9 protein-coding genes are annotated in these 14,521 nt (G+C 61.1%); 1 reads left to right on the top strand and 8 read right to left on the bottom strand.

Annotation, left to right across the window (positions count from 1 at the left end):
- Window positions 1-164: 164 nt before the first annotated feature.
- From fusA to rpsL, 3 genes are all read right to left on the bottom strand, one after another.
- Entirely contained in the window at window positions 165-2,285 is a 2,121-nt protein-coding gene (gene fusA, locus HMPREF3145_RS07945) for an elongation factor G (RefSeq protein WP_070422704.1), read from the bottom strand.
- A 198-nt stretch (window positions 2,286-2,483) separates the two neighbouring features.
- Window positions 2,484-2,951, bottom strand: coding sequence for a 30S ribosomal protein S7 (rpsG, locus tag HMPREF3145_RS07940; RefSeq protein WP_070422703.1), 468 nt, complete (start codon window positions 2,949-2,951; stop codon window positions 2,484-2,486).
- Between the two features lie 3 nt (window positions 2,952-2,954).
- Window positions 2,955-3,326: a 30S ribosomal protein S12 gene (rpsL, locus tag HMPREF3145_RS07935; protein ID WP_070422702.1), complete on the bottom strand. Its 372-nt coding sequence runs from the start codon at window positions 3,324-3,326 to the stop codon at window positions 2,955-2,957.
- Between the two features lie 211 nt (window positions 3,327-3,537).
- On the opposite strand from rpsL, the gene HMPREF3145_RS07930 reads away from it, so the two are divergent.
- Window positions 3,538-4,167: a DUF1707 SHOCT-like domain-containing protein gene (locus tag HMPREF3145_RS07930; RefSeq protein ID WP_070422701.1), complete on the top strand. Its 630-nt coding sequence runs from the start codon at window positions 3,538-3,540 to the stop codon at window positions 4,165-4,167.
- 89 nt (window positions 4,168-4,256) lie between these two features.
- Here HMPREF3145_RS07930 and HMPREF3145_RS07925 read toward each other — a convergent pair whose 3' ends face one another.
- The 5 genes from HMPREF3145_RS07925 to rplJ all read right to left on the bottom strand — a co-directional run bounded on the left by HMPREF3145_RS07925 (window position 4,257) and on the right by rplJ (window position 14,139).
- Window positions 4,257-8,255 (bottom strand): DNA-directed RNA polymerase subunit beta', encoded by a 3,999-nt coding sequence (locus tag HMPREF3145_RS07925; RefSeq protein ID WP_070422700.1) that lies wholly within the window; start codon window positions 8,253-8,255, stop codon window positions 4,257-4,259.
- An 86-nt stretch (window positions 8,256-8,341) separates the two neighbouring features.
- On the bottom strand, window positions 8,342-11,839 hold the full coding sequence (locus tag HMPREF3145_RS07920) for a DNA-directed RNA polymerase subunit beta (RefSeq protein WP_070422699.1): 3,498 nt from the start codon (window positions 11,837-11,839) through the stop codon (window positions 8,342-8,344).
- A gap of 334 nt (window positions 11,840-12,173) precedes the next feature.
- Window positions 12,174-13,088, bottom strand: coding sequence for a cell envelope lipid trafficking protein PgfA (locus tag HMPREF3145_RS07915; protein ID WP_070422698.1), 915 nt, complete (start codon window positions 13,086-13,088; stop codon window positions 12,174-12,176).
- 90 nt (window positions 13,089-13,178) lie between these two features.
- A complete protein-coding gene (rplL, locus tag HMPREF3145_RS07910) occupies window positions 13,179-13,565 on the bottom strand; it encodes a 50S ribosomal protein L7/L12 (RefSeq protein WP_070422697.1) in 387 nt (128 codons plus the stop codon).
- A 52-nt stretch (window positions 13,566-13,617) separates the two neighbouring features.
- Window positions 13,618-14,139 carry a 50S ribosomal protein L10 gene (gene rplJ / locus HMPREF3145_RS07905; RefSeq protein WP_070422696.1) on the bottom strand — a complete coding sequence of 174 codons (522 nt, stop codon included), beginning with the start codon at window positions 14,137-14,139 and terminating at the stop codon, window positions 13,618-13,620.
- Window positions 14,140-14,521: the final 382 nt, after the last annotated feature.

Raw genomic sequence — 14,521 nt, 5'->3', positions numbered from 1 at the left:
GGCCGTTTTTCAAACTGGCCGATCCGATTCCCCGGACCAACCTAGAGGGTAACGGCCGGCTCAGACAACGCCCGTTGTTGCGTTGCCTCAGCGCGACCGCTACCCCGCTAGGGGTTCTCCCTTGTACGCCAGCTGCTGGCACGCAGCTGGCGGGAGAGGGCGGCTTAGTTGCCGTTGCGCTTCTCGATGATCTCCTGCGCGACGCTCTGCGGAACCTCAGCGTAGGAGTCGAACACCATGGTGAAGTTTGCACGGCCAGCGGTCGAGGAACGCAGGTCGCCGATGTAGCCGAACATCTCGGACAGCGGCACCTTCGCACGGACGACCTTTGCGCCGGAGCGATCTTCCATGGCGTAGACTTGGCCACGGCGGGAGCTGATGTCACCGTTAACGGTGCCCATGTACTCCTCCGGGGTCACGACCTCAACAGCCATGACCGGCTCAAGCAGAACCGGCTTCGCCTTAGCAACAGCTTCCTTGAGGACCTGGGAGCCAGCGATCTTAAACGCCATTTCCGAAGAGTCGACGTCGTGGTAAGCGCCGTCCTCGAGGGTGGCCTTGATGTTCACCAGCGGGTAGCCAGCGAGGTAGCCGTACTGCATTGCGTCCTGGATACCAGCGTCGACGGACGGGATGTATTCCTTCGGCACGCGACCACCGGTGACGGCGTTCTCGAACTTGTAGGTTGCGGACTCGCCCTCTTCCAGGGTCTCCGGATCCGGGTTGTACGGCTCGATGGTGACGATGACCTTTGCGAACTGGCCCGAACCACCGGTCTGCTTCTTGTGGGTGAAGTCGAGGGACTCGACCTTCTTGCGAATGGTCTCGCGGTAAGCAACCTGCGGGGAACCGATGTTTGCCTCAACCTTGAACTCGCGCTTCATGCGGTCCACCAGCACGTCGAGGTGGAGCTCGCCCATGCCGCCGATGACGGTCTGGCCGGTCTCTTCGTCGAGCTGGACGGTGAAGGTCGGGTCCTCTTCAGCAAGCTTCTGAATAGCGGTACCGAGCTTCTCCTGGTCAGCCTTGGTCTTCGGCTCGATGGCCACCTGGATAACCGGGTCCGGGAAGTCCATGGACTCGAGGATGATCGGGTGATCCGGGTTGCACAGCGTGTCGCCGGTCGTGGTTTCCTTCAGCCCGATAAACGCGTAGATGTTGCCGGCGTCTGCGTGCTCGACCGGGTTCTCCTTGTTCGCGTGCATCTGGAAGAGCTTGCCCACGCGCTCCTTCTTGGACTTCGTGGAGTTGAGCATCTGCTCGCCCGGAATAGCCTGGCCGGAGTAGACGCGCACGTAGGTGAGCTTGCCGAAGAACGGGTGCACGGCGATCTTGAAGGCCAGTGCGGAGAACGGCTCTTCGACGGACGGCTTACGGAAGAGTTCCTCGGAGCCGTCGACGGAGGTGCCACGCACCTCGCCGATGTCCAGCGGGCTCGGCAGGTAGTCAACAACAGCGTCGAGGATCGGCTCGATGCCCTTGTTGCGGTATGCGGTACCGCAGAACACCGGGTAGATCTCGGAGTTCACGGTGAGCTTGCGGATGGCGCCCTTGATTTCCTCGATGGTGAGTTCTTCGCCACCGAAGTACTTCTCCATGAGCTCTTCGTCGGACTCAGCAACGGTCTCGAGAAGCTTCTCGCGGTACTCTTCTGCGAGCTCCTTGAGGTCCTCCGGGATCTCGGTGATCTGAGGCGGCGTGCCGGTCTCGACCTTGCCCGGCCACTGCAGAGCCTTCATCTCGAGCAGATCGACGACGCCGTCGAAGTCGTCCTCAGCGCCGATCGGAATCTGCATTACCAACGGCTTAGCGCCGAGGCGGTCGACAATGGTGCCGACGGTGTAGAAGAAGTCTGCACCCAGCTTGTCCATCTTGTTGACGAAGCAGATACGCGGTACGTCGTACTTCGCAGCCTGACGCCACACCTGCTCGGACTGCGGCTCAACACCTTCCTTGCCGTCGAACACGGCGACAGCACCATCGAGCACGCGCAGGGAGCGCTCCACCTCAACGGTGAAGTCCACGTGACCCGGGGTGTCAATGATGTTGATCTGGTTGTTGTTCCAGAAACAGGTCACAGCTGCGGACGTAATGGTGATGCCGCGCTCTTTCTCCTGATCCATCCAGTCGGTGGTTGCGCCACCGTCGTGGGTTTCGCCGACCTTGCGGTTGATGCCCGTGTAGAACAGGATGCGCTCGGTGGTGGTGGTCTTACCGGCGTCAATGTGGGCCATGATGCCGATGTTGCGGACCTTGTGCAGGTCCTTAAGCACTTCTTGTGCCACGTTTGTTACCCCAACTTAATGTCGTCGACGCGGTGAAGCGTCTTTGTCGGTTAGTTGTCGTTAGTCAATTCTGCCACTTTGTTGCTCAAATGGCAGCGCGAGCTTGTGCTTATCGACGAAAACCCCGAAAACGCGGGCCCCACGAGGGGACACATATGCAGTTTCGGGGTCTGCCGACGATCATCTCGCTTCCAGCTCTTACCAGCGGTAGTGGGCGAAGGCGCGGTTGGCCTCTGCCATCTTGTGGACATCCTCGCGACGCTTCACGGATGCGCCGAGACCGTTGGAAGCATCCAGGATCTCGTTGGCGAGACGCTCGATCATCGAGTTCTCACGACGCTGGCGGGTAAAGGTGACCAGCCAACGCAGGGCGAGAGTGGTGGAGCGCTCCGGCTTGACGTCAACCGGGACCTGGTAGGTTGCGCCACCAACACGGCGGGAGCGAACCTCGAGGTCCGGGCGAACGTTGCCGATAGCCTTTTCCAGGGTGCCCACCGGATCGGTGCCGGTCTTCTCGCGGCAGATCTCGAGTGCGCCGTAGACGATGCGCTCGGCGGTGGACTTCTTGCCGTCCTGCAGGATCTTGTTCACAAGCTGGGTGACCAGCTCGGACTCGTATACCGGATCCTTAACGATGGGACGCTTCGGTGCTTGCTGCTTACGCATTGATTACTGTCCCTTCTTCGCGCCGTAGCGGGAACGTGCCTGCTTACGGTCCTTCACTGCCTGGGTATCGAGGGCGCCACGAACGATCTTGTAGCGCACACCCGGGAGGTCCTTCACACGGCCGCCGCGCACGAGCACCATGGAGTGCTCCTGCAGGTTGTGGCCCTCGCCCGGAATGTAAGCGGAAACCTCGACACCGGAGGTCAGGCGCACACGGGCGACCTTACGCAGTGCAGAGTTCGGCTTCTTCGGGGTGGTGGTGTACACGCGGGTGCACACGCCGCGGCGCTGCGGGGAGCCCTTCAGCGCAGCAGTAGCCACCTTCGCGCTCTTGGAGTGGCGGCCCTTGCGGACCAGCTGCTGAATAGTAGGCATTCAAGCCCTTTCTGTTCGCGCGTCCCGCTCACACATGGCCATACATGCAAAAATAGGGGCTCTTCTTCCGGGGCCCTGCCGTTTGCATGAACTACCTAGTGAACGAGTCGCATGGAGTTCGTTTAACTTCGCACCGATTCACACGGGCGAAACCTCAGATAATTTACAACACGCCAAGGCATGACGGCAAATCCGTGCTAGCTTTCGTGGCATGAGCGATGCGAACCTCCCCCGTAAGCGACTGAGCAGCGCGGAACGCGACCGTGCCGCCGCCTTCCTTCACGATGCATTCGTCGATGGACAGCTCACCGTCAACGAGTTCGACGAACGCTCCCGCATGCTCTACGAGGCAACCTTTGTCGATGAGCTTCCTGCGCTTATCGACGATCTCTCCCCCGTCACCGCCCAACCCCATCCTCCGGCCCAGCGCCCTTCAGGAGTGAGAAACTACGTCACCGGCGAATCCGGCGGCTCCGGCTTCAGCCTTGCAGTCATGGGAGGCAGCGAGCGAGGCGGCGACTGGTTGGTAGCTCCGACGCACACCTCCTTCACCGTGATGGGCGGAAGCTCAATCGATCTGCGCGAGGCGAGGTTGAGTTCTCACGAGACCGAGATCAACGCATTCGCCATCATGGGTGGCATCGAGATCATCGTGCCAGACGATGTCCGAGTCGTCGATGCAGGAATTGGAATCATGGGTGGTTTCGGGGTGGAAACCCACTCGTCGTGCAGGTTTTCTCTCGCTGAGATTCCCGCCGATGCTCCGGTCATCCATGTCCGCGGGCTCGCACTCATGGGTGGCGTAGGAATCGTGCGCGCAGCCCGCGGTGCTCGCATTTAGTCTCAGCACAACAAAAAGCCCGGCCTCCCCTCAGCGGGGAGGCCGGGCTTTGAAGCAGACCTAGCTAAGCCAGAATGCTGGGGCTGCCTTTAGAGCTCCTCGTAGCCGAACTCTTCCATCGGCACCGAAGCGCCGGTGAATTCGCCGTAGCCTTCGTCGCCGTAGATGGAATCGCCGAAGGTCGGGATGGCGTACGCCGCGGAGCGTGCCGCCTCGGTCGGCTTGACCTGGATGTTGCGGTAGCGGGAGATACCGGTACCAGCCGGGATCAACTTACCGATGATCACGTTCTCCTTCAGGCCGATGAGCTTGTCGGAACGCTTGTTAATCGCAGCGTCCGTGAGCACACGGGTGGTCTCTTGGAAGGACGCGGCCGACAGCCAGGACTCGGTAGCCAGCGATGCCTTGGTGATGCCCATGATCTCGGAGCGCATCTCGGCCGGCTCGCCACCGTCTGCCACAGCAGCGGCGTTGACCTGGCGTGCCTCCGACAGGTCCACGAGCGTGCCCGGGAGGAACTCGGTGGTACCCGAGTCGATCACGGTGCCGCGACGCAGCATCTGGCGGATGATGATCTCGATGTGCTTGTCGTGGATGGACACACCCTGGGTGCGGTACACGGCCTGGACCTCGTCGATAAGGTGCTTCTCCACACCGCGACGGCCGAGAACCTCGAGCACGTCGTGCGGGTCAGCAGCACCGCGAAGCAGGCGCTCGCCCACCTCGACGTGGTCACCCTCGCGCAGGCCACGCTCGATCATGGCGTCCGGGTTGGACTCCATCGGGCGGCGAACCTGGGCCAGGCCCTGGCGCTTGGACAGCTTCTCGTAGACCACCACGTCGGAACCGTCATCCGGGTGGATGGTCAGCGTCCAGAAGTTGCCCTCGTCCTCGAGAGTGATCGTGCCGGCCACGGAAGCGATCGGGGCGCGGTTCTTCGGAACGCGGGCCTCGAAGAGCTCCTGGACACGCGGCAGACCACCGGTAATGTCGCCACCGACACCACCCTGGTGGAAGGTACGCATGGTCAGCTGAGTACCCGGCTCACCAATGGACTGTGCAGCCACGATGCCGACGGCTTCGCCGATGTCGACGAGGTGACCGGAGGCCATGGACTTGCCGTAGCACTTCGCGCAGACACCGGTCGGGGTCTGGCAGGTCAGCACGGAGCGAACCTTGACCTCGGTGATGCCGGCGGCCACGAGGTCGTCGATACGCTGCTCGCTCAACTCGGTACCAGCCTCGGCGATGACCTTGCCATCAGCGTCGGTGGCATCCGCAGCCAGAACGCGGCCGGAGACAGAGGTCTCGACCAGGTCGTGGCGGTGGAAAACGCCAGCGTTTTCCACGGCAACAGGAACCTTGACGCCCTGACGGGTGCCACAGTCCTCCTCGCGGACGATGACGTCCTGCGCCACGTCCACCAGACGACGGGTGAGGTAGCCCGAGTCAGCGGTACGCAGAGCGGTATCGGCAAGACCCTTACGGGAACCGTGGGAGTTGTTGAAGTACTCCATCACGGACAGGCCTTCGCGGAAAGAGGTCTTGATCGGGCGCGTGATGTACTCACCACGCGAGTTCACGACCATGCCCTTCATGCCGGCCAGGGTCCAGATCTGACGCATGTTACCTGCAGCACCGGACTTCACGATCATCGGAATCGGGTTGTCGTCCGGGTACAGGTCCTCGACGGCCTGACCAACCTTGTTGGTGGCATCCTGCCACAGCTCGACCAGACGGTCGTAACGGTTCTCCTCCGTAAGCGCGCCCTTCTCCCAGAACTTGCGCTCGATGGCCTCGGCTTCCTTCTCGTACTGCTCGAGGACTTCGTTCTTGTTCGGGAGAATCAGCACGTCGGACATGGAGATGGTGACGCCGGAACGGGTGGACCAGTAGAAGCCAGCGTCCTTCATCTTGTCCAGCACCTGAGCGACGGTGATCATCGGGTACTGCTCAACCATGGACTGGATGATGTCGCCGAGCAGCACCTTGCCGCCGCCACCGCCCTTACGGACCATGGCGCCTTCCTGGTACGGGAAGTTAAACGGCATGAGCTCGTTGAACATGATGCGACCAAGGGTGGTCTCCATCATCCACGGCTGACCCTTCGTCCAACCATCCGGGAACTGCTCTGCCTCGATCTCCTCCGTCGGACGCAGGTGATCGATGCGCACCTTGATCGGTGCCTGCAGGCCAAGCACGCCCAGGTCGTAGGCCATGATGGCCTCGCGGTAGGACGAGTAGACGCCGCGCTCCGGGCCGTTTTCGTCGGCAGGTGCATATGCGCCCTCGCCGCCGATCTCCTGCGGGCCCTTGAGCATGGTCAGGAAGTACAGGCCGGTCACCATGTCCAGGCGCGGCATTGCCAGCGGCTTGCCGGATGCCGGGGACAGGATGTTGTTGGAGGACAGCATCAGGATGCGGGCCTCAGCCTGCGCCTCTGCGGACAGCGGCAGGTGGACTGCCATCTGGTCACCGTCGAAGTCGGCGTTGAATGCTTCACAGGCCAGCGGGTGCAGCTGAATTGCCTTACCCTCGACCAGCTTCGGCTCGAACGCCTGGATACCCAGACGGTGCAGGGTCGGTGCACGGTTGAGCAGCACTGGGTGCTCGGAAATCGCCTCCTCGAGGACGTCCCACACCTCAGGGCGCTGACGCTCCACCATGCGCTTGGCGGACTTGATGTTCTGCGCGTAGTCATTATCGACGAGACGCTTCATCACAAACGGCTTAAACAGCTCGAGCGCCATACGCTTCGGCAGACCACACTCGTGCAGCTTCAGCTGCGGGCCGACGATAATCACGGAACGGCCGGAGTAGTCCACACGCTTACCCAGCAGGTTCTGGCGGAAGCGGCCCTGCTTGCCCTTGAGCAGATCAGACAGGGACTTCAGCGGACGGGTGCCCGGGCCGGTGACCGGACGGCCACGACGACCGTTGTCGAACAGGGCGTCAACGGACTCCTGCAGCATGCGCTTCTCGTTGTTCACGATGATCTCTGGTGCACCCAGGTCGATCATGCGCTTCAAACGGTTGTTGCGGTTGATCACGCGGCGGTACAGGTCGTTCAGGTCGGAGGTAGCAAAACGGCCACCGTCGAGCTGGACCATCGGACGCAGTTCCGGCGGGATCACCGGGATGGCGTCGAGGATCATGCCGGCCGGGTCGTTGCCCGAGCGCTGGAACGCAGCGACAACGCGCAGACGCTTCAGGGCGCGGACCTTCTTCTGGCCCTTGCCCTCGGCGATGATGCCGCGCAGCTCCTCAGCCTCGGCGTCGAGGTCGAAGTTGCGGATCAGGGTCTGGATTGCCTCGGCGCCCATGCCGCCGGTGAAGTAATCCTCGTAACGGTCGACGAGTTCCTCGTAGAGGTTTTCGTCGATAATCATCTGCTTCGGAGCGAGCTTCTGGAAGGTGGTCCAGATCTCGTCGAGGCGCTCAACCTCGCGCTCGCCAGCCTCGCGCAGGTGCTGCATTTCCTTATCGGCAGCGTTCTGCACCTTCTTGCGGGCAGCAGCAGTCGCACCGGAAGCCTCGAGCTCAGCGAGGTCCTCCTCCAACTTCTGCGCACGGTCGGCGATCTCGGAGTTGGTGTCGTCCTCGACATCCTTCTTCTCCATCAACATCTCCGCCTCGAGGGTGGACATGTCGTTGTGGCGAGCCTCGTCATCAACAGAGGTGATGATGTTCGCCGCGAAGTAAATGATGCGCTCAAGGTCCTTCGGCGCCAGGTCGAGCAGGTAGCCCAGACGCGACGGCACACCCTTGAAGTACCAGATGTGCGTCACCGGAGCAGCCAGCTCAATGTGGCCCATGCGCTCACGGCGCACCTTGGACTTGGTCACCTCGACGCCGCAGCGCTCGCAGATGATGCCCTTGTAGCGGACACGCTTGTACTTACCGCAGGCACACTCCCAGTCGCGGGTCGGACCGAAGATGCGCTCGCAGAACAGGCCGTCCTTTTCCGGCTTGAGCGTGCGGTAGTTAATGGTTTCAGGCTTCTTCACCTCGCCGTGGGACCAACGGCGAATGTCGTCGGCGGTGGCCAGGCCGATGCGAAGCTCATCGAAGAGGTTTACGTCAAACACGTAAAAATTCCTTTTCTTTTAAGTGGTTGGCTATTGCGTTCGTTTGATCGTCGACAAGCAATTGCTTGACGACGACCACCTGGCGCCTAAGCGGTATCCGCCGCTGCACCCTCATCGCGGGACAGGTTAATGCCGAGCGAGGAGCCAGCCTGATCAAACTCGTCGTCATCGCCGTCGAGCTCCATCGGCGTGCCATCAGTAGAGAGAACCTCCACGTTCAAGCACAGGGACTGCAACTCCTTGAGCAACACCTTGAAAGACTCCGGAATACCCGGATCCGGGATGTTGTCGCCCTTGACAATCGCCTCGTAAACCTTCACACGGCCGACCACGTCATCCGACTTAATGGTCAGCAGCTCCTGCAGCGTGTAGGCAGCGCCGTAAGCCTGCATTGCCCACACCTCCATCTCGCCGAAACGCTGGCCACCGAACTGAGCCTTACCGCCCAGCGGCTGCTGCGTAATCATCGAGTACGGACCAGTGGAACGAGCGTGAATCTTCTCGTCCACCAGGTGGTGCAGCTTCAGCATGTACATGTAACCGACCGAAATCGGGTACTTGTACGGCTCACCGGAACGGCCGTCGAACAGGACGGTCTTACCGTCGCCGTCCACCATGACGTCACCGTCGCGGTTCGGCTTGGAGTTCGCAAGCAGGCCAGCGATCTCGTCGTTGGTCGCACCGTCGAACACCGGGGTTGCGGTCAGCGACTCCGGCGGGACGTCATACAGGTGCTCCGGCAGGGTCTCCAGCAACTTGGCGTTCGCCGGATCGTCCGGGTTCACCGTCCAACCGGCCTTCGCCAGCCAGCCCAAGTGAACCTCAAGCACCTGACCAATGTTCATACGACGCGGCACACCGTGGGTGTTCAGGATGATGTCCACCGGGGTGCCGTCAGCCATGAACGGCATGTCTTCCTGAGGCAGGATCTTGCCCACGACACCCTTGTTGCCGTGGCGGCCAGCCATCTTGTCGCCGTCCTGGATCTTGCGCTTCTGAGCCACGTACACGCGGATCATCTCGTTCACGCCCGGGGACAGATCGTCGTCGTCCTCACGGGAGAAGCGACGCACAGCAATGACCTTGCCCTGCTCACCGTGGGGCACCTTCAGGGAGGTGTCGCGGACCTCGCGGGCCTTCTCACCGAAGATGGCACGCAGCAGGCGCTCCTCCGGGGTCAGCTCAGTCTCACCCTTCGGGGTGACCTTACCGACGAGGATGTCGCCGTCACGCACGTCAGCACCGATACGGATGATGCCGCGCTCGTCCAGATCCTTCAGCACATCCTCGGACACGTTCGGGATCTCACGAGTGATCTCCTCGGCACCGAGCTTGGTGTCGCGGGCATCAATCTCGTGCTCCTCGATGTGCACGGAGGTGAGGATGTCCTCCTCCACCACGCGCTGGTTGAGGATGATGGCGTCCTCGTAGTTGTGGCCTTCCCACGGCATGAACGCAACCAGCAGGTTACGGCCGAGAGCCATCTCGCCGTCCTTGGTGCCCGGGCCGTCAGCGATAACCTGACCAGCCTCGACGCGGTCGCCCGCGTTCACGATCGGGGTCTGGTTGTAGCAGGTGCCCTGGTTCGTACGCTCGAAGGTGCGCAGCATGTAGGTGTCGCGGCCACCCTCATCATCCATGACGGTGATGTAGTCGCCCGTGACGTTCTCAATCACGCCGGCCTTCTTGGAAATGACGGTATCGCCGGCGTCGTACGCAGCACGCTGCTCCATACCGGTAGCCACGTACGCGGACTCGGCGCGCAGCAGCGGCACAGCCTGCTTCTGCATGTTCGCACCCATGAGGGCACGGTTCGCATCGTCGTGCTCGAGGAACGGAATCATCGCCGTTGCCACAGACACCATCTGACGCGGAGAAATATCCAGGTAGTCAACACCCTTCGGGCCGACGACGCCGATGTCGCCTTCCTTGAGGCGGACCTCGATACGCTCACCGGTGAGGTTGCCGTCCTTATCCATCGGGGTGGCCGCCTGCGCAATGGCGTAGCGGTCCTCCTCGTCAGCGGTGAGGTAATCAATCTGGTCGGTCAGCTTGCCGTCATTGACCTTCTGGTACGGCGTCTCAATGAAACCGAACGGGTTGACGCGCGCGTACGAGGACAGCGCACCAATCAGACCAATGTTCGGGCCTTCCGGGGTCTCAATCGGGCACATACGGCCGTAGTGCGACGGGTGCACATCTCGCACCTCGATGCCGGCGCGCTCACGCGACAGACCACCCGGGCCAAGCGCAGACAGACGACGCTTGTGGGTCAGGCCAGACAGAGAGTTGTTCTGGTCCATGAACTGCGACAGCTGCGAGGTACCGAAGAACTCGCGAATCGCAGCGGAGACCGGACGCACGTTAATCAGCGACGTCGGCGTAATCGACTCAGCATCCTGCGTGGTCATACGCTCACGCACAACACGCTCCATACGGGACAGACCCACGCGGACCTGGTTTTGGATCAGCTCACCCACGGTACGCAGACGACGGTTACCAAAGTGGTCAATGTCATCAGTGCTGATCGGGATGATCTCGCCCGACGGGGAGGTCATCTCCGACTCACCTGCGTGCAGACGCACCAGGTACTCGAGGGTGGTAGCAATGTCCTCTTCGGTCAGCGTCATCAAACCGTCGTGATCGCCGCCGAGACCAAGCTTGCGGTTGACCTTGTAACGGCCCACGCGAGCCAGGTCGTAACGCTTCGCCTTGAAGAACGAGTTCTCCAGCAGGGACTGCGCAAGGTCACGCGTCGGCTGCTCGCCCGGACGCTGCTTGCGGTAAATCTCCAGCAGAGCCTCGTCGGTGTTGTTCACACCGTCGTTTTCCAGGGTGGACATCATGATCTCGGAGAAGCCGAAGCGCTCCGTGATCTGTTCCGTGGTCCAACCCAGAGCCTTCAGCAGGACGGTAACCGGCTGGCGACGCTTACGGTCAATACGCACACCAACGGTGTCACGCTTGTCCACGTCGAACTCGAGCCAAGCGCCGCGAGACGGGATAACCTTCACGGAGTGCAGCGGGCGCTCCGTGGACTTATCAATCGACTCGTCGAAGTACACGCCCGGGGAGCGCACCAGCTGGGAGACAACGACACGCTCGGTGCCGTTGACAATGAAGGTGCCCTTGTCGGTCATCAGCGGGAAATCGCCAATGAACACGGTCTGGGACTTAATCTCCTGCGTGTCGTTGTTAATGAACTCCGCGGTCACATAGAGCGGCGCGGAGTAGTTGATGTCCTTGTCCTTGCACTCGTCGATCGTGTACTTCACGTCTTCGAAGCGCGGCTCGGACAACGTCAGGCTCATGTTGCCCGAGTAGTCCTCGATCGGGGAGATCTCCTCAAGAATGTCCTCAAGGCCCGAGGTGACGCGTGCATCGTCGCCACGGCTCGCCTGCTCATTCTCACGCCACTCCGACGTACCGACGAGCCACGCGAACGATTCGAGCTGCACATCGAGCAAGCCCGGGACGGTAATGGGCTCGTTAATCTTCGCGAACGAATAACGTTCCGGAGCCCCCGGGATTTCAGCCATATTCATGGTCTGGTCTGAGACTGCCAAGTTGGGTCCTTCCAGCACCTCTGGCGGATGCTCACCGGCCCGCGTCTGGCTTCGCGGTCCAGCGGCATTTCCGCAGGATAAGTTAGCATTTGGTCTGCTTCGGAAGACCCGCCCCCAGAGACAACAAAATCACCTTGTCAAATAGGAAATTCTCATCCGTATGCACAAGGCTTCAATGACGTACTGGAGACGGCTTCCAGCGCAACGAGCGAGCTTATACAAAAGCTAACAAATTGTAAAGGGCCCTATCGGGCACTCAACCCCCCGCGTTACAACCCTCACGCACCCGTGCCGTCTGGTGCCGTTGTCCAAGTTGCTGGAGGGCAGCCTACCACCCCACCCGCGCGACTCGTCAATTGCGACGCGCCGAAACAACCGAACCAATCAGCCCCACCAGGGCCAACACCGCACCGACACCGGTGACAATCCACCACAACAACGGATTGGCCGCCTTCGGCTGCGCCTGACCAACCCGCTGCACAAGTTCCGTGACCTGCGCCTCGTCCATACGTCCGTCATAGGTCAGCACGTTCTGCACGCCGTTACCCTCGGCGTCGGCATAGTAGTCGTCGACACGCTCGTTGATGCCCACAACAACGCCCGTTTGCTCGTCGACAAGCAACTCGCGCTCCGCCGCATGAGTAAAGAACGTACGTTCACCGTCGATCGTGAGCGTGTTACGCGGATCGGCGTAGCGCTGCGCGATATTCGTCGGCGCGACCGTCTGCTGGTAGCGGTTGACGGTGCGTCCGCCGATCTCTTGCGTATCGACGAACCGCGCCACCGCCGAACCACGCAACACCGGATCAAACACGTCCACGTCCGACGCAGGCGCGGGCGACGGGAATTTCAGCCACACACCATTCACCGCCACCTGAGCAGCAGGCATCGCAAAAATTACCTGCGCCTGCGCCGGCGACAACGCCTCACCCGACACCCGATCCAACTCATACGACCACGTCGTCGCAGACACCAAATTCTCAAAATCCCCCGGAGCCTCACCCGCTCGCACCGAATCCCCCACACGAATAGCCGCCCGCTCATCCCCCGAAGGCTCCATCACCTCCAAATGCAACTGACGCGTCACCGGCGCCGACTCCCCCGCACGCATGCCATCCGGATCCGTAATCGTCCACGTCGCATCCCCCAACGCCAACGGCAACCGCTCCCCTGACAACAACACCCGCGGCGCCAACATCCCAGCAACCACCAGCGCAATACCCACACCAGCAACCAACGCGGCCAAGGAACGGGAAAAACGCAGCATGGTCCGAAATCTTAGCGCAGGACAAGCGAAACCCCCGCCAGCCGGTAAACGTACCGGTGGGCGGGGGTGTCGTCGAAAAGCGAAAGGCTCTTACTTGAGGGTGACCTTTGCGCCAGCCTCCTCGAGCTTAGCCTTAGCAGCCTCAGCATCGTCCTTGGAAGCGCCTTCCAAGATGGCCTTCGGGGTGCCCTCAACCATTTCCTTAGCGTCCTTCAGGCCCAGGCCCGGAACGAGCTCGCGGACAGCCTTAATGACACCGATCTTCTTGTCGCCAGCGTCCTCGAGAACAACGTCGAACTCGTCCTTCTCCTCAGCAGCCGGAGCATCGCCAGCAGCGCCCGGAGCAGCAGCAACTGCAACCGGAGCAGCAGCGGTCACGTCGAAGACCTCCTCGAATTCCTTCAGGAACTCGGAAAGTTCGATGAGGGTCATTTCCTTGAACTGCTCAATGAGCTCGTCCTTGGTGAGCTTAGCCATGATGGCTTCCTTTCTTTAGGTGGGCGTCTGCAGCCCAGATGTAAAAGTTTGCTTACGCGGCTTCCTGCTTGTCCTGCAGCGCAGCGACAAGACGAGCCGTCTTGGAGGCCGGAGCCTGGAACAGGCCGGCAGCCTTTGCCAGAGAACCCTCGAACGCACCAGCGAGCTTCGCAAGGGTGGTCTCGCGGTTGTCCATCTCAGCCAGAGCGTCGATCTGGGAAGCGTCCAGGACGTTACCGTCCATGAAGCCGCCCTTGATCACGAACGCGTCGTGGTCCTTGTTGAACTTCTTCATCACCTTCGCAGCATCAACAGCCGCGTCGCCCTTGATGAACGCAACAGCGGTCGGGCCGGTGAGAAGATCGTCGAGACCCTCAATGCCCTGCTCATTAGCAGCGATCTTGATGAGAGTGTTCTTGGCGACGTGGTACTCGACATCAAAGCCCATATCGCCGCGCAGCTGCTGGAGCTGGCCGACGGTCAGGCCACGGTACTCAGTCAGCACGATGGAGTCCGCCTCAGCGAACTTCTCCTTCAGAGCTGCAAGTTCCGCAACATTCTTCGGGTTTGCCATGACACACGCCTCCTTCCGATACTTCATGTCCTTCAATCCGCCCGGAGCACCAATGAAAAATGCCCCGTGCAGAAGGCACGGGGCAGACGCAAGTCCAGCCTCGTTTCTCCTGCGTGGGTCGATCCCTGGAATGGGATACCTTCGACTCCCTTACGGAAGTGACCGACGGTCTTCGGTGAAACTTGAGCGCGCCCCTTACGGATCGCTCAAACTTCGGTTGGGTATCTTAGCGGGTTTCGCCGCGAGGTCAAATTGCCTGTGGATAAGCCATTGCTTTTCGACTGCTTTTCGACGATTCCACGCCCAGTTATCCACAGGCCAGGTGCAATTTCTGCGCCGGGCGTTTAGCGTTTTGGGTATGAATTCGTTCGAGGTGTTAGTG

The sequence above is a fragment of the Corynebacterium sp. HMSC05C01 genome (assembly GCF_001807155.1).
GTDB lineage: Bacteria > Actinomycetota > Actinomycetes > Mycobacteriales > Mycobacteriaceae > Corynebacterium > Corynebacterium coyleae.
Note: the sequence above shows the minus strand (reverse complement) of the source record. Positions and strands in the feature narration are given on the sequence as shown.

Excerpts from the sequence above, each read along its gene's own strand:
- HMPREF3145_RS07915 (WP_070422698.1), bottom strand. The coding sequence starts at position 13,088 with ATGCTGCGTTTTTCCCGTTCCTTGGCCGCGTTGGTTGCTGGTGTGGGT.
- rplL (WP_070422697.1), bottom strand. The coding sequence starts at position 13,565 with ATGGCTAAGCTCACCAAGGACGAGCTCATTGAGCAGTTCAAGGAAATG.
- HMPREF3145_RS07930 (WP_070422701.1), top strand. The coding sequence starts at position 3,538 with ATGAGCGATGCGAACCTCCCCCGTAAGCGACTGAGCAGCGCGGAACGC.
- rpsG (WP_070422703.1), bottom strand. The coding sequence starts at position 2,951 with ATGCGTAAGCAGCAAGCACCGAAGCGTCCCATCGTTAAGGATCCGGTA.
- rplJ (WP_070422696.1), bottom strand. The coding sequence starts at position 14,139 with ATGGCAAACCCGAAGAATGTTGCGGAACTTGCAGCTCTGAAGGAGAAG.
- rpsL (WP_070422702.1), bottom strand. The coding sequence starts at position 3,326 with ATGCCTACTATTCAGCAGCTGGTCCGCAAGGGCCGCCACTCCAAGAGC.